This is a genomic window from Pseudonocardia aurantiaca (genome assembly GCF_039526725.1).
Classification (GTDB): Bacteria; Actinomycetota; Actinomycetes; order Mycobacteriales; family Pseudonocardiaceae; genus Pseudonocardia; species Pseudonocardia aurantiaca.
Genome location: NZ_BAAAJG010000015.1, coordinates 337,446 through 356,487 on the forward strand (window position 1 = coordinate 337,446; position 19,042 = coordinate 356,487).

Below are 19,042 nucleotides of genomic sequence, written 5' to 3' on the forward strand. Positions count from 1 at the left end.
GCAGGCGGCTGGTCCGGGGTGGGACTCAGCGACAGCGCTCGTCGAAGGTGTGGATGCGCCGCGACGGCCAGAAGCGCTCCAGACCGGACGCCGGCACGCGCGTGTGCGCGGTCGATCGGGTGCGCGCCGGGGCCATGCCGGGCATCGTCGTCGGCCGAATCGAGCTGCACAAGCCGCCAGCCACATGGCAGGACGGTCGGCGAATTGACCGGACCAGCCGTCAGGGCGCGAACCCCGCCATCGTGAACGCCACCAGCCGCTCGGCCTGAGCCGCCGACACGTTCGCGCACACCCAGGCGCCCCCGTTCATCAGGGCGAACAGGTCCTCTCCCCGCACGTCGGGCCGCAGCGATCCCGCTGCCAGCGCCCCGGCCACCATCTCGGTGTGGCGGGCGGCGCCCGGCCGGCTGCTCGCCGAGGGCGCCCACGGCGAGATCGAGCAGTACCTCGCCGCCTCCGGCCTCACCGCGACAGTGCTGCAGGCCAGCGGGTTCATGCAGAACTTCGTCACGGGGGCCGGGGCGTTCACCACGGACGGAGACCTCGTCGGCGCCTACGGGGATGGGCGCATCTCCTACATCGACTGCGCAGACATCGCCGCCTGCGCGGCCGCGGCGCTCACCGACCGGGCGCGCCGAGTCGATCGACAGGGCGGCAATCACGTCCGCACCGAACCGGAGGCCCTGTCACACCTCGACGTCGCCGCCGGCGCGCTGGAGGCGAGGACCCCGGCGGCACGCGAGCTCACCGGTCGCGAGCCCCGCTCGTTCGCGCGGTTCCTCGCCGACAACGGCCACGCGGTGATGCGTCCCGTGTGATGGGTCGTGCCCGGCTCGCGGCTCGGGCCGGGCAGCGTCACACCGGAACGGCTTGACCCTCGGTGTTCGGCCTGCCTAGCGTGCCCCCGGGCAGTGGAGACGATCAGGCACCGCGCCCCTTTCGGAGGACGAGGATGAGCAGCACGCGAACCGACCGCGGTGATCACCGCGGTCGATCGGCGCTGCTCACCAGCTCCCGCCGGCACATCGACCAGATGCGCGGCTGCACCACCACGCGCTGTCGCTGACGCGTCGATCTAGTACGCGGCCGGCTGTGCCGCCCCCTCGCCGCCCCCTCGTCGTACCCGGCCGTGCCCGGCCGGACTCACCTTCTGACAAGGACTTCCCATGACACGCCTGCCCCGTGTGGCGGTCGCGCTCCTCGCTCTCACGCTCCCCCTCGCCGCCTGCGCGGACCGCGGAGAGGCGTCCTCCCCGGCCGACGCCGACACCGTCTCCTTCGGCGTCTCCGGACCGGTGACCGGCCCGAACGCCGAGTACGGCCGGCTCTGGAAACAGGGATTCGACCTGGCCCTGGACAAGGTCAACGCCGAGGGCGGGATCGACGGCAAGAAGGTCGCGCTCAAGTGGGAGGACTCCCAGTCCGACCCCAAGCAGACGGTGCCGATCGCGCAGAAGTTCGTGGACGACTCCTCGATCATCGCCGAGCTCGGCGACTTCTCCTCGCCCGCGTCGATGGCCGCGTCGTCGGTGTACCAGGACGCCGGGCTCGTCCAGTACGGGTTCACCAACTCCCACCCGGACTTCACCAAGGGCGGCGACCACATCTGGTCCCCCTCCCTCACGCAGGAGACGCTGCAGAGCGCCAACGCAGGCTTCGTCGCGAAGTACGCCAAGAAGATCGCCGTGGTCTACCAGGAGACGGATTGGGGCAAGTCGGCGTTCTCGCTGTTCTCGGCTGCCGCCGCGCAGCAGGGACTGACCATCACCTACTCGTCGGCGTTCCTGCCCGACTCGACCGACTTCCGGCCGATCCTGATCAACGCGCGCGACTCGGCGCCCGACGCGCTGGTGCACCTGGGATACGGACCCGACGGCGCGCTCATCGTGAAACAGCTGCGCGACGTCGGGTTCACCGGCCGGTTCTTCGGCGGGCAGAACACCCCGGAGTTCATCTCCCTGGCCGGGCCGGCCGCCGAGGGCGACATCGTCACCGGCGCGTTCCTCGTCGACGACCCGCGGCCCGAGGTCCAGGAGTTCGTCAAGGCGTTCCGCGACAGGTACGGCGAGGAGCCGGGCGACTTCAACGTCTACGCCTACGACGCGCTGATCACGCTGGTCACGGCCGCCCGGAACGGTGGCGCCACCCGCGAGGGGGTTCAGAAGGGACTTCTGGAGACCACCGATTTCCCCTCGATCCAGTTCGGCACGCTGTCGTTCAACGACGAGCGCAGGCCGGATAACCCGAGGGTCCGCGAGCTCGTGCTGCAGGGCGGCAAGTTCGTGCTGGGCTCGTAGTGTTCGACACCCTCATCGCCGGGCTGGTCCACGGCAACGCCTACGCCCTGGTGGCCGTCGGGCTCTCGTTGATCTTCGGCGTCACCCACGTGGCGAACTTCGCCCACGGCTCGGTGTTCGCCGTCGGATCGATGGCGGGCTGGTGGTTCCTCGCCGAGCTCGGCCTGCCGCTGTGGGCGGCCGTGCTCGCCGTGCTGGCCGTGACCGGGCTGCTCGGGCTCCTGATCAACGTCCTGGCGGTGCGGCCCCTTGCCAAGTCGCCGCCGATCGCCGCGCTGCTCGCGACCGTCGCGGTGTCGCTCGTCATCGACAACCTGTCCCAGCTGGTGTTCGGGCCGCGGGTGCGCCCGTTCCCGCCCGCGCTGCCGACCAACGACCTCCAGCTCGGCGGGCTGCGGATCGGGACGTCCGACGTGGTGATGTTCGCGATCACGATCGCGGTGATGGCCGGGCTCGCGGCCTACCTGAAGTTCGGCCGCTCGGGCCGGGCGATCCGGGCCACCGCCCAGGACCCCGACGCCGCGCTGCAGATGGGGATCCCGGTCGCGCGGATCCAGCACCTGGCGTTCGTCATCGCCTCGGCGCTCGGCGGGCTGGCCGGCGTGTTCGTCGGCATGTACACCTCCAACGTCTCCCCCACCTCGGGCACGGCGGCCGGGCTCACGGCGTTCGTCGCCGCCACGCTCGGCGGGCTCGGCTCGATGGTCGGCGCGGTGCTCGGCGGGTTCCTGCTGGGCGTCGTGGAGGCGTTCGGGATCTCGCTGTGGGGCGACGGTGTGCGGGACCTGATCACCTTCGGCGTACTGCTGCTGGTGCTGATCGTGCGGCCCGGCGGCCTGCTCGGGAAGGTCCCCGCGATCGCGAACGAACCAATGACCGGCACGTTCCTCTCCGGCGGGCGGGAGATCCGGCTGCGCTGGTGGATCACGCTGCCCGTGCTCGGCCTGGCGGTGGCGCTTCCGCAGCTGGTCGACCGCTACACGATCACGGTGGCCGCCACGGTGGCGGTGTACGCGATCATCGCCGCCTCGATGACGCTGGTGTCCGGGTCGGCGGGGCAGATCACCATCGGCCAGGCCGGACCGATCGCGATCGGCGCCTACACCTCGGCCATCCTCACCACGATCACCGGCTGGTCCTACTGGCCCGCCCTCCTCGCCTCCGGTCTGCTCGCGGCGGTCGTCGCCGGGGCACTCACCGGCCCGGCGTGGCGGCTGCGCGGCCACTACGTCGCCATCGCCACGCTCGGCGTCGGATCGGTGGCCGTCGCGGTGATCCGCAACTGGGAGTCGCTCACCCGGGGCGCCTACGGGATCCGCGGCATCCCCGCGCCGGTGCTGTTCGGCGAGAAGCTCAACTCCGCGATCGAGTTCTACCTACTCAGCCTCGCGTTGCTGGTGCTCACCCTCGTCGTGGTCACGCGGGTCCGCGCCTCCCACCTCGGCACCGTGCTCGCCGCCGTCGGCGCCGACGAGGTCGCGGCCCGCTCGTCGGGCGTGCGGATCCGGGACTACAAGGCCCTCGCCTACGCCGTGTCGGCGTTCTTCGCCGGGATCGGCGGCTCGCTGCTGGCCGTGCAGTACACCTACATCGAGCCGAGCGTCTTCAACCTCCCGATGTCGCTGCTCGCGCTCACGATCATCGTGCTGGGCGGGCTGTACTCACCGGTCGGCGCGGTGCTGGGGGCGCTCGTCCTCGTCGGGGTGCCCGAACTCCTGCGCCTGGCACCGGACGTGCGGATCCTCGGCTACGGCGTGGTGCTGCTGCTGGTCATCCGGTTCCGGCCGCAGGGCCTGTGGGTGCGGACCGCCTGATGACCGACAGATCCGAGATCGTGCTCCGGGTGGCCAACCTGCGCCGGACGTTCGATGGCGTCACCGCGGTCGACGGCGTCTCGTTCGATGTCCACGCCGGCGAGGTGGTGTCGATCATCGGGCCGAACGGCTCGGGCAAGACCACCACGCTCAACCTCGTCGCTGGTCTGCTGCGCCCCGATGCGGGCGCGATCGAGCTCGCCGGCCGGCGGATCGAGCACGCCTCGCCGGAGCAGATCGCCGACGCCGGGCTGGGGCGCACGTTCCAGAACGGGCGCGTCTTCGGCGGGCTGACGGTCGCACAGAACGTCGAGGTCGGGATGCATCCCCGGCTGGCCTCGGCCCGCCCGCTGCGTGGCCTCCTGCGGTTCCCGGTGCTGCGCTGGATCCCGCTGCTGGCCGAGCTGGTGCTCGCCCTCGTGCCGACGCCGGCGGTCCGCCGGGAGCGCCGCGAGATCACCGAGCAGGTCGACGCCCAGCTGCGCCGGTTCTCCGACCGGCTCGCGCCGCGCCACGACGAGCTCGCCTACCGGCTCTCCTACGCCAACCGCCGACGGACCGAGATCGCCAGGGCACTCGCCGCAGACCCGCGCCTGCTGCTGCTCGACGAGCCCACCGCGGGGATGAACCCGACCGAGACCGCCGAGGTCCTCGACCAGCTACTCGCCCTCAAGGCGGCCGGCCAGACGATCCTGCTCGTCGAGCACAAGCTCGACCTCGTGATGACGCTCTCCGACCGGGTCCTCGTCATGGACGACGGCGCGCTCATCGCCCAGGGAGCCCCAGCCGACGTACGGACGAACCCGGCCGTGGTCGAGGCCTACCTCGGCCGGCGCAGCGAGCGGAGCGGCGTCCGATGACCGAGCTTGCGAGCGAATCAATGTCACAGCGCCCGCGCGAAGCGCCGGCCGAGCGCCGGCGAGCCCGTGCGATGAGTAGCCCGCTCCTCGAGCTGGACGGGATCGACGTGTTCTACGGCCCCGCCCAGGCCCTTGAAGCCGTGGGGCTGCACGTCGGCCCCGGGGAGATCGTGTCGCTGCTCGGCGGCAACGCGTCGGGCAAGTCGACCACGATGAAGACGATCCTCGGGCTCGTGCGCCCGCGGGCCGGGAGCGTCCGGCTGGACGGCGCCGACATCACCCGGACGTCCACCCCGCGCCGGATCCGGGCGGGCATCGCCTCGGTGCCCGAGGCCAGGCGGGTGTTCGGGCAGATGACCGTGACCGAGAACCTCCTGGCCGGCGCCTACACCCGCCACAACCGCCGCGAGATCGCCGCCGACCTCGACCGGATGTACGCGCAGTTCCCGCGGCTGGCGCAGCGCCGCCGCCAGGCCGCCGGCACGCTCTCCGGCGGCGAGCAGCAGATGCTCGCCTTCGCCAGGGCGCTGATGAGCAGACCGCGGCTGATCTGCATGGACGAGCCCACGATGGGCCTGTCCCCGCTGCTGGTCGACCAGGTGCTCGACGAGATCGTCCGGCTCAACGCCGAGTTCGGGGTCGCCGTGCTCATGGTCGAGCAGCAGGCCCAGCTCGCGCTCTCGATCGCACACCGCGGATACGTGCTCGCCACCGGCCGGATCGTGCTGTCCGGAACCGCAGCTGACCTGCTCGACGATCCGGCGGTGCAGGAGGCCTACCTCGGACGGGACGGAAGATCGTGACCAAACGGCTTGGACTGTTCACTCGCCTGCTCGACCCCGGCTATCCGCCCGCGGAGGTCTATCACCACACTCTCGAGCAGTTCGCGGTGGCCGAGCGGCTCGGGTTCGACATCGGCTGGGTCGCCCAGCACCACTTCGACCCCGAGGAAGGCGGGCTGCCGTCGCCGCTGGTGTTCCTGGCGTCGGTCGCCGCCCGCACCGAACGCATCCGGCTCGGCACCGGGATCATCACGGTGGCCCTCGAAGACCCGGTCCGCGTGGCCGAGGACGCCGCCGTGCTGGACACGCTGTCCGGCGGCCGGCTGGAGCTCGGGCTCGGCTCCGGCGGCAGCACGGACGCGTTCACCGTCTTCGGGCGCGACCCCGCCGCCCGCGCCGACCTCTACTCCGACGCCGTGGCCCGGCTGCTCGACGCCCTCGCCGGCCGGCAACTCGGCGAGAACGGCGCCCGCCTGCACCCCGACGGCACCCGGCTGCTCGACGACATCTGGCACGCCACGTTCTCCCGGCACGGCGGCACCCGCGCCGGTACCGCGGGCGCCGCGCTGCTGCTATCGCGCACCCAGCCACGTACCGAGGATGCGCCGCACGCGACGCTGGCGCAGATCCAGCAGCCGATCGTGGCCGCGCACGCCGCCGCGCTGCCGCCCGGCGTGCGGCCGCGGGTCGGCGCGTCCCGGTCGGTGCTGGTGGGCCGCGACGGCGATCGGGTCCGATCGCTCGCGCGGGCAGGCCTGGTCCGGTTCACCGACTACCTGCGGCGCGTCGGGCAGCCGGTACCCGCAGGCGACGCGGACGCCCTGCTCGCCGCGTTCGACGTGCACGTCGGCACGCCCGAGCAGGTGATCGCCTCGCTCTCGGCGGACCCGGTGGTCGTCGGCGCAACCGACCTGATCTTCCAGGTCCATCCGGCCGATCCCGGTCAGGACGCCACGCTCGAATCGATCGAGCTGGTCGCCGAGGAGGTGGCACCCGCGCTCGGCTGGGTGCCCGCAGCCGCTGGCGCACACTCATGACGCTCGCCCCGGCACTCACCGACGGACGCGGGTTCGGGCCGGTCGAACCCTCGCTGGATCACCTCGTCTACGCCGTCCCCGACCTCGACGCCGCGACCCGGGCGTTCCGCGCGGCTACCGGCGTTGATCCCGCACCGGGCGGCCGTCACCTGGGCCGCGGCACCCGCAACGTCCTGGTCGGCTTACGGACCACCAGCTACCTGGAGATCATCGGACCCGATCCGGAGAACCCGGCCGACCCCGGCGTCGCGATGCCGTTCGGCCTGGACACACTCGACGAGCCCCGGCTGGTCACCTGGGCCGTGCACCCCGCCGACCTCGCCGCCGCTGCGTCGGCGTCCGCGGGCGCGGGTGCCGATCTTGGCGAGATCTGGCCGCTGTCGCGCCGCACGCCCGACGGAGTGCTGCTGGAGTGGCGGCTCGCGTCGGCGCACCCGGCGCCCCTGGACGGCGTCACCCCGTTCCTCATCGACTGGGGCGCCACCCCGCACCCGGCGCCGGCCCTGCCGCGGCTGACGCTCCGCGGCCTGTCCGCCACCCACCCCGACCCGGACGCCGTCGCTGCTGTGCTCCGCGCGCTCGACGTTCAGCTGGCCGTCGAGCCGGGGCCGCCGAGCCTTGCGGCGCTGATCGACACCCCGCGCGGCCTGCTCGTCCTGTCCTGATCGCTCGTTCGAAGGGAGAAGCTCGTGACGAGTACCAGTCCGACCGACGAGATCGACCGCCTGCTCGGCACCAACGCCGCGGCGGTCCGCCCGATGCGGGAGGCGCGGCCCGCCGCCGTCAACCACGCCCAGGGTGCATACGACGCGCTGTTCGACCCACCCGATCCGCGCGGGGTGAGCGTCGCGCACCGGCACGCGATCGCGCTGCGGGTCGCTGCCCTCGCCGAGCAACCCGCGCTCGCCGACCGGCACAGGGCCGAACTCCCGACTGCGCTGGCGGGCGCAGCCGAGAACGCCGAAGCCACCGGTGACCCGGTCCTGGACGCGCTCCTGACCCATACCGACCTGCTGACGACCCGCCCTGCCGAGGCGACCCGCGAGGATCTCGCGGCCCTGCGCGCGTTCGGCCTGGACACCACCGACATCGTCACCGCGTCACAGCTGATCGCGTTCGTCAACTTCCAGCTGCGCGCCGCGGCGGGCCTAGAGCTGCTCGCCGGAAAGGAGGCCTGACTTGACCACCACCCCCGCCGACGAGGTTCGGGCGGTAGCCCGCCGCCCCGCCGGCTTCACCCAGGAACGCCTGGACTGGGTGCCCTGGATCGAGCCCATCGCGCTCACCGACGCCACCGAGGACCAGCTCGCCGTGCTGGACGGGTTCCGCGCCGAGTCCCCGTACTTCCGGCTGCTCGCGCGCGACCCGCACGTACTGCGCGAGCGGTCGGCCGTGGACAAGGCGATCTTCTACGGCCACGGTGGCCTGCCCCGCGCCGAGCGAGAGCTCACCGCCACCGTCACCAGCAGGCTCAACGGGTGCGTCTACTGCGCCTCGGTGCACTCGAGCCTGTCCTCGCAGCTGTCCGGCCGGGCCGCGGACGTGCAGCGGCTGCTCGACGAGGGCGTCGAGGTGCGCATCGACGCCCGCCGCGACGCCATCACCGACTTCGCCGCCGCCCTTTCGGCCACGCCGCCAAGGGCGACCGCGGGCCACGTCGCCCGCCTGCGCGAGCTGGGCGTGTCCGACGCCGAGATCAGCGACATCGTGCACGCCGCCGCGTTCTTCTCCTGGGCCAACCGCCTCATGCTCACCCTCGGCGAGCCCGAGGTGCCCGAGGCCTGAATGTGGGGCTTTCGCCTCCGCTGAGCCTGCGCGCCTGATCACGCCGCCGGTCGCCGGGGCGTGAGCCCGCCCGCGACTCCTGCGTACGAACCCGTGCCCGAACGGATTCCGTGGGCACCCCGGAAAGGACCTCCTCCCCATGTCCCGCATCTCGCGCCTAACCCGCACGCTCCTGCTGCTCCTCCCACTCGCCGTGCTCGGCGCGGCGTGCACGGCCCCGGGGTCCACCCCGTCCACGGGTGGTGACTCCGACCAGACCGTCTCCATCGGCGTGACCGACGCGAGCGAGAACTACTGGAACGTCTACAAGACGAAGGCCGCCGCCGAGGGCATTACGGTGAACCTCGTCAACTTCACCGACTACAACCAGCCCAACCCGGCCTTGTCGCAGGGACAGCTGCAGCTCAACCAGTTCCAGCACCTGCAGTACCTCGCCAACTACAACGTCAAGAACAACGACGACCTCGTCCCGATCGGCGCGACGGCGGTCTACCCGCTGCCGCTGTACTCGACGAAGCACACCTCGGTCGAGCAGATCCCGCAGGGCGGTCAGATCGTCATCCCGAACGACCCGACGAACCAGGCGCGTGCGCTGCTGGTCCTGCAGGCGGCCGGACTGGTCACGTTGCGCGACGGCGGCAACTCGCTGTCGACGCCGAACGACATCGAGTCGGCGAAGGTGACGGTCGTCCCGGTCGACGCCGCGCAGACGGCGACGAACCTGCAGAGCGTGGACGCCGCGATCGTCAACAACAACTACGCCACCGCGGCGAACCTGACGGCCCAGCAGCGGATCTTCGCCGACGACCCGAACAGCGAGTCGTCCAAGCCCTACATCAACGCCTTCGTCTCCCGCGCCGAGGGCAAGGACAACCCCGTCTACCTGAGGCTGGCGGCGCTCTACCACGACCCGGAGGTCGAGGCGGCCATCCGCGCCGACCTCGGCGACACCGGCGTCTTCGCGACGAACGACATCGCCGACCTGCAGGCCACGACCGTGAAGATCGAGAACGACATCCGCCGGACGGGTTCCTGAGCCGTGGCACCGCTGATCTCCTTCCGCGGAGTGAGCAAGGCCTTCCCCGGAGGCCGGAGTGGTGAGGTGCGTGCCGTCGACGGCGTCGACCTCGACATCGAGGACGGGGAGATCACCGGCGTCATCGGCCACTCCGGGGCCGGGAAGAGCACCCTCGTCCGCATGATCAACGCACTCGAGCTACCGACCGAGGGCACGGTCACCGTCGGCGGCCGGGTGACCGGATCGCTCGGCGAGCGCGGGCTGCGCGAGCTGCGCGGGGAGGTCGGGATGATCTTCCAGCAGTTCAACCTGTTCTCCTCGCGCACCGTCGCCGGCAACGTCGGCTACCCGCTGCGGATCGCAGGCTGGTCGCGCGAGCGGCGCCGGGAACGGGTGGCCGAGCTGCTGGAATTCGTCGGGATCACCGACAAGGCACGCCAGTTCCCCAACCAGCTGTCCGGCGGGCAGAAGCAGCGGGTGGGCATCGCCCGCGCGCTGGCCACCTCGCCGCGAATCCTGCTCGCTGACGAAGCCACCAGCGCGCTGGACCCGGAGACCACGAAGGACGTCCTCAACTTGCTCAAGCGGATCAACCGGGAGCTGGGCACCACGATCGTCGTCATCACCCACGAAATGGACGTCGTGAGCTCGATCTGCGACACCGTCGCCGTGATGGAGCAGGGCCGGGTGATCGAGCGCGGCCCGGTCTACGACGTGTTCAGCGACCCCCGCGAGCCGGCGACTCGCCGCTTCGTGCACAGCGTGCTGCACGACCGCCCGTCCGACGAGACGCTCGCACGGCTGCGCGAACACTTCCCGGGCCGGATCGTCACCGTGGCGATCCGGGACGACCCGGCCGTCCGGACCGCGGTGTCCGACGTCCTCGCGAGCCACGCCGTGCGCAGCACGATCGTCTACGGCGGCATCCGGGAGCTCGCCGAGAAGCCGTTCGGCAGCATCACCCTCGAGCTCGCCGGGGACGACACCGCCGTCGACGCCCTGATCGCCGAGCTGCGCACGCACACCCACGTCGAGGAACTCACCGCCGCGGTCGACGCCCCCATGGAACAGAAGGCGCGGTCATGACCGACTGGGCGACGCTGTCCCCCGTCCTGTGGCTGTCGTTCCAGCAGACCGTCTACATGGTCTTCTGGACCATGCTCATCGCCGGCGCGCTCGGACTGGCCCTCGGCGTCGCGCTCTATGCCACCCGGCGCGGCGGCCTACTGCAGAACGGCCCGCTGTTCGGCCTGCTCAACGTACTCGTGAACATCGTGCGCCCGATCCCCTTCATCATCTTCATCACCGCGATCGGGCCGCTCACCCTGCTCGTGATGGGCACCACGATCGGCACCCAGTCCGTGCTGTTCCCCATGTCGGCGATGGCGACGTTCGTGATCGGCCGGATCGTCGAACAGAACCTCGTGTCCGTGGACCCCGGCGTGATCGAAGCCGCGCGCGCCATGGGCGCAAGCCGCTTCCGGATCATCTGGAGCGTCCTGATCCCTGAAGCACTCGGACCGCTGATCCTGGGCTACACCTTCATCTTCATCGGCGTCGTGGACATGTCGGCCATGGCCGGCTACGTCGGCGGCGGCGGCCTCGGCGACTTCGCCATCAGCTACGGCTACCAGCAGTTCAACTGGACCGTCACCCTGATCACCGTCGTCATCATCGTCCTGATCGTGCAGCTGGCCCAGCTGATCGGGAACTGGCTCGCACGCAAAGCGCTCCGGAGATGAGAATACATTCTCTTGGACCGACCGCCCGGAGCCTCGCAGTATGACTCCAGATCAGCTGATCAGATTGGCGATCGAGGTCGCAGAGGAAGGCTTGGCTGCGAGCGGGCTGCCCAACGGCGCGGTCGTGGCCATGGGGGATGAAGTCGTCGGGCGGGCTGCACGCAGGAACAGACCCTCATCCGGCGGCTGGTCCACGCCGATCTGCTGGCAATGATTGATGCTGATCAGCGGTTGGGCTGGCGAGAGCGTCGCGGCCCGCTGGTTCTGGCCGTAACCCTGGAACCGTGCCTGATGTGCCTCGGAGCCGCTATGGCGATGGTGTCTCGGAGGTCTGGTACGGACTCGAATCCCCGAGCGACGGCGGGCGCCAACTCGGACGAGGGGTCCTCACGCTGCCTCTGGCGCTGTAGCTCGTGGGCGACGCGGCGGCCTGATCGCTGGGCGAGCCACGCGCGCCACCACAGGAACAGCTCGCTGTCATCCCGCCACGTTGGGTGGCCGCCGCGGTCCAACGAACGCCCGGCAACCCATCGAGCTCGCGGCTCGCCCAGGAAGCTCACATTGGCGCCCTCCCGGCCGCGACCAGTCCCGCCACCGGCGCCACGTAGCGGCGGCTGATCAGCCACCGCCCGTCCTCCTTCGCGAACTGGTCCTGCACCAGCCCGACCACGGTCCAGTCGGCGGGGCGGTGCAGACCGGACGGGGTACGCGTGGCCGCCCAGTGCCACACGGTGACATAGGCCTCCAGGTGCGGCACGCCGTCAACCCAGTCGATCGTGCTCTGCCCGACGACGTGAGCCACCCGCGGTTCGCGCCGAGGGCCGCCCGCCGTCATGAACGCGACGAACTCGTCACGGCCGTGGAAGCGCTGCCTCGGGCCGGGCATGACGTCGTACTCGATGAGCGCGTCCCTCGTGAAGCACGTGACGCCGACTTCCTCGAACTCGTTGAGATCAGTGAGGCGGAAGAAGCGGTAGAACGTCTTGTTGATCTCGCGCTCCGCGGCGATCGTCGCGAGCAGGTCCGGCTCCGCCGGGGCGTCGTTCGAAGAGCTCACCAACATCCCTTCCAGACGAACGGTCTCGCCGGCAGCTGCGTCTGCAGCGTCGGTGCCACGTCCGTCGCGAACAGTTCAACGCTGCGGGCGCGCTCGGCATCGCTGAGTCCCTCGGCCTCCTGCTGGACGTAGGTCACCTCGTTGCCGAACGCCTCGTGCTGCCGGTACACCTTGTCAAGGACCTGCGCCGGGCTGCCGACCAGGGCGGAGCTGCGGGCGACGAAGACCTCGGCGAACAACGCGCCTGCGCCGGCACGCCGCCGCGTCGAACGTAAACGCCATCCAGCTCTACGAGCCCCTCGGGTTCCGGCTCCGCCGGCGGACGACGTTCGCCGCCTTCCGAGCGCCCACGCTCTCGGAGGCGTCCGCCGCCCCGTCGCTCCCGGCGGAAGCGAGCTGATAGGGCTCACGTCGCGTCGGGCTGCACCGTGCCCTGATGGAAGTAGATGCGCCAGGGCCCGCCGTCGCGACGGCGCCACAGCGAGCTGCGCAGTGCCGTCCGCTCGGGCCGCCGTGTGCGGTACGTGAGGAGGATGACGTCCTCGCCGAGGCGGGTGGCGGCAATGTTGTCCGGGGTCGGCGGCGGAGCCTCGTGATCGGCCATCATGTCGAGGATCGAGTCGCGACCCCATACCCGACCAGAGGCGCCGAACTCGTGGAACTCGCGATCGAGCAGCTCAGCGGCTGCGCTGCGCGTGTGCCGTACAGCCGGGTCCTGGAGACGCAGCTCCCTCTCGACCACGTCCTGGACGTCGGGATCGTCGCTGGTGAAGCCCACGTGCCGATCGTCGACGACGGCCCGCCAGCTTGCACACCGATATCCGCGCCATATTCGGTGTGTGACCGCCCTGTCCGCTCAGGGAGTCGATGCCGGCTGCTGCGCCGAGGCATCCCGCAGGCGGGCCAGCTCGGCACGGGTGACCAGCCCGGCCAGCCGGCCGTCGCGCACCACGACCGCGTGCCGGGCGCCGACGTCGTCGAGCGGGGCGAGCGCCTCGGCCGCGGTCTCGCCGGTCCCGATCGTGACAGGGGGCGCCCCGGCGGGCAGCGGCGCCTCGGACCCGTGCCGCTCCCACGCCGCGACCACCTCGACCGGCTCGAGGAGCGCGGAGAGCTCGGCCAGCGCGGTGGGCAGCCGAGGGTCGCGCCCCGGCAGCACAACGGGCAGCGCCGACTGGTCCCGCCCGTCCCGCAGGACGGACACCGCCTCGCCGAGCGTGCTGCGCGCCGTGACCGTGCGCACCGCGCCGACGACACCGGCGCCGGCGAGCAGTCCAGGGCGGTCGTCGTCTAGGAAGCCGAACCGGCGCAGCCACGACGGCGAGTGGAACTTCGACAGGTAGGACCGCCCGGAGTCGGGCAGGATCGCCACCACGGTGTGCTCCGGTCCCAGGTCGGCCGGCCCGCAGGGCCGCCGCCGTCGCGAGACCGGAGGAGGCGCCGACGAGCGCCCCTTCCTCGCGCGCGAGCCGGCGCATGGTCAGGATCGCCTCCCGGTCGCCCACCACCTCGATCCGGTCCGGGACATCGGTGCGGTATGAGCGCGGCCAGACGTCGTCGACCGTCTCGGGATGGCGGTAGTGCCCGGCGGCTTCGGTGTAGAACGGGCTGCCGTCCCCACCGTTGTAGACCGAGGACGGCGGATCAGTGCCGATCACCCGCACCCGGCCGGCCGGGACCTCCTTCAGGTAGCGGCCGGCGCCGGAGATCGTGCCGCCGGTGCCGATGCTCGCCACGAGGTGGGCGACCGTGCCGCCGGTGTCGGTCCAGATCTCCGGGCCGGTGCCGGTGTGGTGGGCGGCCGGGTTGGCCGGGTTGTCGTACTGGTCGGCGAGCCATCCTCCCGGCGTCTCGGCCGCGATCCGCCGCGCCAGGTTCCGGACGTGCTCGGGGTGCTCGCGGGGCAACCCGGCCGGCGTGAGGACGACCTCGGCGCCGAAAGCGACGAGCGTGTCGACTTCTCCCGGGCCACCGTGTCGGGGAGGACGACCACCACCCGGTACCCGCGGACGGCGGAGACCTGTGCCAGGCCCGCCCCGGTGTTGCCGGACGTCCCCTCGACGATGGTGCCGCCGGGGAGCAGCGCGCCGGACGCCTCCGCCGCGGCGACCATGCTCGACGCGGCCTGATCCTTCACCGACCCGCCCGGCGATCTCGGCGGTGAGCCGGCGCAACCGGACTAGCGGGGTGCCGCCGACGAGGTCGAGCAACGTGTCGTGGACAGGCATCATGGTCCGTTCGGTCGATGGCACGCAGGACGAGTGCGAGCCAATCCGGGGACATGGATTGTTGTCAACGCACAGCAATGCTCCCATTTCTTGAGATGCGAACTCTCAAATGTACGGATTCCCAACGCAGTGCGATTCACATCATACCCGGATTGTCGCTCGCGCGGCCGTGGCCGTACCGTCACTCACCTAACCAGCATTGTTCCGCCCCTGCCGCTGGTTGGCCGGCAATTTGCCGATTTCATGCTGGTGCGCTCCGCCCGCTGTCGCTGCCAGTAGCCGGCGCCCGCACTTTCCTCCCGCCTTTCCGCAGAATTTCCGACTGCGCGACCACCTCGGAGATCGATTTCACCGTGACCTCGACCGTGTCCCTCACCGGGACGCCCACCGGCCCGCGTATCGGCGCGGAGATCGCCGGCGTCGACCTGCACCACCCCGTCGGCCACGCCACCGCCGACCAGCTGCGGGAGGCGCTGCGCATCCACAAGGTTCTCGTGCTCCGCGGGGCAACCCTCTCCCCCGACCAGCACGTGGCGGCCGTCCGGATCTTCGGCGAGCCGTTCGACCACCCCACGGGACGGCGCCACCCGGACAACCCGCTCGTCTACCCGTACCGCGTCGAGCACGCCGGGAAAGCGAGCCACTGACAGATCGGCGGCCTCTGGCGCACCCCGCCGTGCCGGCTGGAGTCGCTGGTCTACGACGAGGTCGCAGGCGGGCCGGTCAGGCCGGCACCGCCGAAGTTGAGGACGACCTGGTGCTCAGCGCGGCGCAAGAGGTCGGCGAGCCCGTGGCTGAACAGGAATCGGGACAGGTAGTAGAGCGCTTCGAGGAACGCCCGGCCCTTCTCCGCATTGCGGCGGACCACCAGCACGTCGTGGCCGCGGTCGAGGTAAGTGCCGGCGAGCGCGCGGCCGATGCCGTCGGTGCCGCCGGTGAGGACAGTCGTCATGGAGCCCCCTCCGCGGCGACGCCGATGCACATAAGCAAGCACCAGTTCCGCTTCGACCGGCACGATGGCATCGTAATTCACATGAACCCCCGAAGCGGGGCAGAATTGCCACGAAATCGTGTCGGAGTCCCCCTTCGGACACGATTTTGCAGCGTACTAGCTACCTTTGACAAACCAGTGTTCAAGTGCACTTGAACCGCCGCGGGCGCGCGTGCGGTGCGCACGATCGTCCGTCCCGTAGTGCCGCCTGCCCTCCCCGACCGCCAGAACCCAGCCGCTGCCTTCAATAAAGGGCTCTCTCGCTCCATATCAATTATGAGCTTGGGCGCACCCGTCGAAGAGGCACGACTGGCGGAGCCGTCCGTCGGACATGCCGAACGCAGCGGGTGTGTTCTGCTGAACGACACGACTCCGCGGCGCAATTCCGCAGCCCGATTGCTCGGCAAGACACAGCACGGCGTGCGAACCGCCGAGAGCGCCTCCGTGCGCCCGTCTGCACTACCGCCCTACAGCAACTGCGTCGTCGTCTCCCCCAGCATGGACGTGGGCGCAGGGCTGACTTGCGCAGACGGCCTCGCGGACCTCTCCGCCGCTCACGGCGTCGCCATCGACTGAGGCGCGGCCGTACCGCGTCGCTCAAACACTCTTGGCGGACCAACCGGTCGACGGAGAGCAATGACGGACGGTTTCGAACCACCCGCCTTGCGGCGACCGACCGCTCATGGCTGACACGCTCCGTTCCCATCGGCAGCACCGTAGGCGCCATCCCGGCGCAGGTGCGACCTCGCCATGCAGGCCACCGACATCGAGCACGATCTGCACTGGGCGCACGGCCTCAAGAATCCACCCAGCGAAATCCTCGACATCCCAGATCCGGCAGCCATCTCACACACCAGCCGACACCACGCGACCGCGGCGCGACCCCTTGACTCCCGCCACCGTCACCTACCGACACAGCCAGCCCTCACCGTCCGCTGCGCCCAACAACCCCGAACAAGCCCGAAGTGACCGAAACCACAGCGGCGACCTGGAGCAGAACGTGACCCCATTTCGCCCCGCCCGACACCATGCTCCAGATTTGCTCCAGTTGGGCATGAATCACTGTCCGCCAGACCGAGCAGCAAAATCATTTCCGACGCGCTACAAGATCACTCAACGACCTATTTCCGCAGGTAGAAACGCTGATGGGCGGCTCCCTCATACTGAGAGAACCGCCCATCACGCCGTCGGGACGACAGGATTTGAACCTGCGACCCCTTGACCCCCAGTTCGGGGAAAAAAGCGTTTCCGCACGTCAGGCTCGTTGTGCCTCCTATGGTTACGGGTAGGACGTGCGGGTGCGAGCAGGGCGTTCATGGAGCGTGGTTCCCGGGCGGTTCCCAGGAGTGAGTGCGTCGGCAGCTGTGAGCCGCCCCCGCGCTGCACCCTCTGCATACGTCGAAAGGGCGGCGTTGGGGGCCGGTAGATGACGCGCTTACGGAGCTCCTCGCCGCGGGTCCGTCCGCCCCGGCATGGGAGTGGGTTCCACCCTGCCGGACGCGGCGCTGCAAAGCCGGCCTACCGGCTCGCTCTGCTCGGGACTTCGGGGAGAACTGCGGGGGGAGGAAAGGGAGGTGCGCGTTGCTACGCCGGCCTTGTATCAGAGCCCGTCGGCATGGGGAAGGTCTCGATCTTCGCGTTTGTCAGCGAACTGCGTGATGATGTCATCGAGACATCGAGACGTCCGAAAATGCCGGTTATGGTCGCTGCCGTCGGCAGCTCCGGCGTATCCGTCACCGGCATTCTGCCGAGCGCCCCTTTGCGTGTACGTCGAGCTGCGAACCGGCTTCAACTGCCCGGCGGCAACGCCAGCACCTCCTCGACCAAGCTTTGCGGCAGCCGGGCGCGTCGGGCGATCTCGGCCACGCTGATGTTCCGGATGACGTCCGTCACGCTCGACCGATGGAAATTCGCGATGTCGTTCAGCACCTCGTCGACCCTCTCCCGCGCAGGCTCCGAGGGAGGTGCGATCCTCTGGACGAGCTGTCGGGCGCCGCCATTCGGCGCCGAGGAGATGCATCTGGCCGTCGTCGGGGCGACACCGTTCGGCGACCAACTCCCGTTCACGCTCGGCGTTGCGCTGGCGCTGGCGCTGGCGCTGGCGCTGGACGAACTTTCGGGCCTTTGCCCACGCCCAGGCGTCGGACACATGCGCGAGGTGACAGCGTTCTCGGCACCCACAGGCTCAGCACCCACCCCTTGCCCGACGTCGACACCGACCGACACACCGGACAGCGCGCCGCGTCCGGATCATCGGTGACCAGCTGCACGACCCTGACCCCGAGCCCGGTGAGCACGACACGCTCGACCGCCAGGACCTCGAGTCCCCACAGGCACGACGCCCCATCGCTACGGTCAACCACGGCCCGTGGCTCTACTCTCGCTGCTCCAGAACACAGCGAGGATCAAGGAGTCATGGGCCGCCCTCGTTCAGGCGCGCCGGACGGACTACAACCTCAGGTTGCCCGGTCAAGATCGGCGAGCCCGTTTACGCGGCCACAACTCGGGCTGGCCGGCGGTAGCGTCGGGGTGGTCGAAGACCGAGCGCAGCAACACGCGAACCCGGCCAGCTGGCCGGCTATCCAGTCCACGCACTTCGGGCAGCGGAGACTGGCCGTCTCAGGCGATGCCCCCCGCCGCGGTCACCCTCTCGACCACCACGGGAGTACCGACGAGCCATCCACCGTCGACGGCGACGACTTCTCCGCAGAGGTGGTCGGACAGGCCACAGGAGAGGAAGAGGATGGTGTCGGCGATCTGCTGGGCGGTCGCCCACTTGCCGTTGGGCGTCTGCGCCTCCAGTGCCCGGCGTATCGGTGCGTCGTAGATCGCCGTCATGTCGGTCTCGACGAATCCGGGTGCCACCGCGTTGACGTTGATCCCGTGCGGTGCGTAGTCGATCCCCGCCTGGCGCGTCAGGTTCACCATGGCGCCCTTGGCCGCGCAATAGCCGGCGAAGCCGGGATTGGCCCGCAGCCCGCTGATCGAGGCAACGTTGATCACCTTGCCGCCGCGTCCGGCCGGCACCATGTGACGGAGTGCGGCGCGCATGCAGAAGAACGTGCCGTCCACGTTCACGGAGAACAGCGAGCGCCAGGCGTCGTCGGACGTCTCGGTCACCGAGCCCGGCGACAGGACGCCCGCGTTGTTCACGAGGATGTCGATGCCGTGGCGGGCGGCCACGTCGTCGAACACCGCGTCGACCGCGGCGGAGGACGACACGTCGAGCAGCAGCGACTCGGCTCGCCCGCCGGCCGCACGGATCAGGTCGGAGGTCGAGGCGCCGTCCGTGCGGAGCGCGTCGCTGCGGTCGGCGACCACCACCGTGCTGCCGGCGCGCGCCAGGGTGAGCGCGGTCGCGCGGCCGATCCCGCGGGACCCTCCGGTCACCAGGGCCGTCTTTCCGGACAGGTCGATCATCAAGGGGATCC

22 protein-coding genes and 2 pseudogenes are annotated in these 19,042 nt (G+C 70.5%); 16 read left to right on the top strand and 8 right to left on the bottom strand.

All coding sequences use genetic code 11. The features are described 5' to 3' along the window. Positions 1-53 precede the first annotated feature (53 nt). Positions 54-269: a hypothetical protein gene (locus ABD143_RS23860; protein ID WP_343982495.1), complete on the top strand. Its 216-nt coding sequence runs from the start codon at positions 54-56 to the stop codon at positions 267-269. Here ABD143_RS23860 and ABD143_RS38320 read toward each other — a convergent pair. Further along, on the bottom strand, positions 221-496 hold the full coding sequence (locus ABD143_RS38320) for an SbtR family transcriptional regulator (RefSeq protein WP_379660077.1): 276 nt from the start codon (positions 494-496) through the stop codon (positions 221-223). The genes ABD143_RS23860 and ABD143_RS38320 overlap by 49 nt on opposite strands. On the opposite strand from ABD143_RS38320, the gene ABD143_RS23865 reads away from it, so the two are divergent. The 13 genes and pseudogenes from ABD143_RS23865 to ABD143_RS38325 all read left to right on the top strand — a co-directional run. Next, the gene (locus tag ABD143_RS23865; protein ID WP_343982497.1) at positions 384-818 is read left to right on the top strand and encodes a Rossmann-fold NAD(P)-binding domain-containing protein; all 435 of its coding nucleotides are present in this window, start codon (positions 384-386) and stop codon (positions 816-818) included. The two genes, ABD143_RS38320 and ABD143_RS23865, sit on opposite strands and share 113 nt — an antisense overlap. Positions 819-1,166: 348 nt before the next feature. Continuing rightward, complete coding sequence (locus ABD143_RS23870; protein WP_343982500.1) at positions 1,167-2,297, top strand: ABC transporter substrate-binding protein; 1,131 nt, start codon at positions 1,167-1,169, stop codon at positions 2,295-2,297. Beyond that, positions 2,297-4,111: an ABC transporter permease gene (locus ABD143_RS23875; RefSeq protein ID WP_343982503.1), complete on the top strand. Its 1,815-nt coding sequence runs from the start codon at positions 2,297-2,299 to the stop codon at positions 4,109-4,111. Before ABD143_RS23870 ends, ABD143_RS23875 begins: the two co-directional genes overlap by 1 nt. Beyond that, the gene (locus tag ABD143_RS23880) at positions 4,111-4,971 is read left to right on the top strand and encodes an ABC transporter ATP-binding protein (RefSeq protein WP_343982506.1); all 861 of its coding nucleotides are present in this window, start codon (positions 4,111-4,113) and stop codon (positions 4,969-4,971) included. The genes ABD143_RS23875 and ABD143_RS23880 overlap by 1 nt, the downstream gene beginning before the upstream one ends. 71 nt (positions 4,972-5,042) lie before the next feature. Then, entirely contained in the window at positions 5,043-5,774 is a 732-nt protein-coding gene (locus tag ABD143_RS23885) for an ABC transporter ATP-binding protein (protein ID WP_343982508.1), read from the top strand. Beyond that, positions 5,771-6,790, top strand: coding sequence for a putative FMN-dependent luciferase-like monooxygenase (locus ABD143_RS23890; protein ID WP_343982511.1), 1,020 nt, complete (start codon positions 5,771-5,773; stop codon positions 6,788-6,790). The genes ABD143_RS23885 and ABD143_RS23890 overlap by 4 nt, the downstream gene beginning before the upstream one ends. Continuing rightward, positions 6,787-7,455 (top strand): VOC family protein, encoded by a 669-nt coding sequence (locus ABD143_RS23895; protein WP_343982513.1) that lies wholly within the window; start codon positions 6,787-6,789, stop codon positions 7,453-7,455. Before ABD143_RS23890 ends, ABD143_RS23895 begins: the two co-directional genes overlap by 4 nt. A gap of 24 nt (positions 7,456-7,479) precedes the next feature. Beyond that, positions 7,480-7,968 carry a CMD domain-containing protein gene (locus ABD143_RS23900; RefSeq protein ID WP_343982515.1) on the top strand — a complete coding sequence of 163 codons (489 nt, stop codon included), beginning with the start codon at positions 7,480-7,482 and terminating at the stop codon, positions 7,966-7,968. A gap of 1 nt (position 7,969) precedes the next feature. Continuing rightward, positions 7,970-8,575 carry an alkylhydroperoxidase domain protein gene (locus ABD143_RS23905; RefSeq protein WP_343982519.1) on the top strand — a complete coding sequence of 202 codons (606 nt, stop codon included), beginning with the start codon at positions 7,970-7,972 and terminating at the stop codon, positions 8,573-8,575. A gap of 139 nt (positions 8,576-8,714) precedes the next feature. Continuing rightward, positions 8,715-9,611, top strand: a complete 897-nt coding sequence (locus ABD143_RS23910; protein WP_343982522.1) for a MetQ/NlpA family ABC transporter substrate-binding protein — start codon at positions 8,715-8,717, stop codon at positions 9,609-9,611. Between the two features lie 3 nt (positions 9,612-9,614). Beyond that, positions 9,615-10,679 carry a methionine ABC transporter ATP-binding protein gene (locus ABD143_RS23915; protein ID WP_343982524.1) on the top strand — a complete coding sequence of 355 codons (1,065 nt, stop codon included), beginning with the start codon at positions 9,615-9,617 and terminating at the stop codon, positions 10,677-10,679. Further along, on the top strand, positions 10,676-11,335 hold the full coding sequence (locus ABD143_RS23920) for a methionine ABC transporter permease (protein ID WP_343982527.1): 660 nt from the start codon (positions 10,676-10,678) through the stop codon (positions 11,333-11,335). Before ABD143_RS23915 ends, ABD143_RS23920 begins: the two co-directional genes overlap by 4 nt. Before the next feature lie 165 nt (positions 11,336-11,500). Further along, positions 11,501-11,953, top strand: a pseudogene (locus tag ABD143_RS38325) (hypothetical protein); the annotation flags it as partial. On the opposite strand, the gene ABD143_RS23925 reads toward ABD143_RS38325, so the two are convergent. The 5 genes and pseudogenes from ABD143_RS23925 to ABD143_RS38330 all read right to left on the bottom strand — a co-directional run. After that, complete coding sequence (locus ABD143_RS23925; RefSeq protein WP_343982530.1) at positions 11,892-12,392, bottom strand: nuclear transport factor 2 family protein; 501 nt, start codon at positions 12,390-12,392, stop codon at positions 11,892-11,894. The pseudogene ABD143_RS38325 and the gene ABD143_RS23925 overlap by 62 nt on opposite strands. Next, positions 12,389-12,631, bottom strand: coding sequence for a hypothetical protein (locus ABD143_RS23930; RefSeq protein WP_343982534.1), 243 nt, complete (start codon positions 12,629-12,631; stop codon positions 12,389-12,391). Before ABD143_RS23930 ends, ABD143_RS23925 begins: the two co-directional genes overlap by 4 nt. Positions 12,632-12,798: 167 nt before the next feature. Further along, positions 12,799-13,170: a nuclear transport factor 2 family protein gene (locus tag ABD143_RS23935; RefSeq protein ID WP_343982537.1), complete on the bottom strand. Its 372-nt coding sequence runs from the start codon at positions 13,168-13,170 to the stop codon at positions 12,799-12,801. Between the two features lie 78 nt (positions 13,171-13,248). Further along, positions 13,249-13,767: a CBS domain-containing protein gene (locus tag ABD143_RS23940; RefSeq protein ID WP_343982540.1), complete on the bottom strand. Its 519-nt coding sequence runs from the start codon at positions 13,765-13,767 to the stop codon at positions 13,249-13,251. 88 nt (positions 13,768-13,855) lie between these two features. Beyond that, positions 13,856-14,505 (bottom strand): annotated as a pseudogene (locus tag ABD143_RS38330) (PLP-dependent cysteine synthase family protein); the annotation flags it as partial. Positions 14,506-14,973: 468 nt separating this feature from the next. Between ABD143_RS38330 and ABD143_RS23950 the strand changes: the two are divergent. Continuing rightward, positions 14,974-15,267: a TauD/TfdA dioxygenase family protein gene (locus ABD143_RS23950; protein WP_343982547.1), complete on the top strand. Its 294-nt coding sequence runs from the start codon at positions 14,974-14,976 to the stop codon at positions 15,265-15,267. Between the two features lie 50 nt (positions 15,268-15,317). Here ABD143_RS23950 and ABD143_RS23955 read toward each other — a convergent pair whose 3' ends face one another. Continuing rightward, positions 15,318-15,572, bottom strand: a complete 255-nt coding sequence (locus ABD143_RS23955; RefSeq protein WP_343982550.1) for an SDR family NAD(P)-dependent oxidoreductase — start codon at positions 15,570-15,572, stop codon at positions 15,318-15,320. Positions 15,573-17,226: 1,654 nt separating this feature from the next. On the opposite strand from ABD143_RS23955, the gene ABD143_RS23960 reads away from it, so the two are divergent. Further along, entirely contained in the window at positions 17,227-17,871 is a 645-nt protein-coding gene (locus ABD143_RS23960; protein ID WP_343982554.1) for a hypothetical protein, read from the top strand. A gap of 359 nt (positions 17,872-18,230) precedes the next feature. Here the strand turns inward: ABD143_RS23960 and ABD143_RS23965 are convergent, their stop codons facing one another. After that, positions 18,231-19,031 carry an SDR family NAD(P)-dependent oxidoreductase gene (locus ABD143_RS23965; RefSeq protein WP_343982556.1) on the bottom strand — a complete coding sequence of 267 codons (801 nt, stop codon included), beginning with the start codon at positions 19,029-19,031 and terminating at the stop codon, positions 18,231-18,233. Positions 19,032-19,042 lie beyond the last annotated feature (11 nt).

What these genes read in the sequence shown, in the direction of transcription:
- ABD143_RS23860 (WP_343982495.1), top strand. Translation starts at nt 54, where the DNA reads ATGCGCCGCGACGGCCAGAAGCGCTCCAGACCGGACGCCGGCACGCGC.
- ABD143_RS23895 (WP_343982513.1), top strand. Translation starts at nt 6,787, where the DNA reads ATGACGCTCGCCCCGGCACTCACCGACGGACGCGGGTTCGGGCCGGTC.
- ABD143_RS38320 (WP_379660077.1), bottom strand. Translation starts at nt 496, where the DNA reads ATGAACCCGCTGGCCTGCAGCACTGTCGCGGTGAGGCCGGAGGCGGCG.
- ABD143_RS23960 (WP_343982554.1), top strand. Translation starts at nt 17,227, where the DNA reads ATGGGGAAGGTCTCGATCTTCGCGTTTGTCAGCGAACTGCGTGATGAT.
- ABD143_RS23880 (WP_343982506.1), top strand. Translation starts at nt 4,111, where the DNA reads ATGACCGACAGATCCGAGATCGTGCTCCGGGTGGCCAACCTGCGCCGG.
- ABD143_RS23870 (WP_343982500.1), top strand. Translation starts at nt 1,167, where the DNA reads ATGACACGCCTGCCCCGTGTGGCGGTCGCGCTCCTCGCTCTCACGCTC.
- ABD143_RS23885 (WP_343982508.1), top strand. Translation starts at nt 5,043, where the DNA reads ATGAGTAGCCCGCTCCTCGAGCTGGACGGGATCGACGTGTTCTACGGC.
- ABD143_RS23965 (WP_343982556.1), bottom strand. Translation starts at nt 19,031, where the DNA reads ATGATCGACCTGTCCGGAAAGACGGCCCTGGTGACCGGAGGGTCCCGC.
- ABD143_RS23920 (WP_343982527.1), top strand. Translation starts at nt 10,676, where the DNA reads ATGACCGACTGGGCGACGCTGTCCCCCGTCCTGTGGCTGTCGTTCCAG.
- ABD143_RS23955 (WP_343982550.1), bottom strand. Translation starts at nt 15,572, where the DNA reads ATGACGACTGTCCTCACCGGCGGCACCGACGGCATCGGCCGCGCGCTC.
- ABD143_RS23910 (WP_343982522.1), top strand. Translation starts at nt 8,715, where the DNA reads ATGTCCCGCATCTCGCGCCTAACCCGCACGCTCCTGCTGCTCCTCCCA.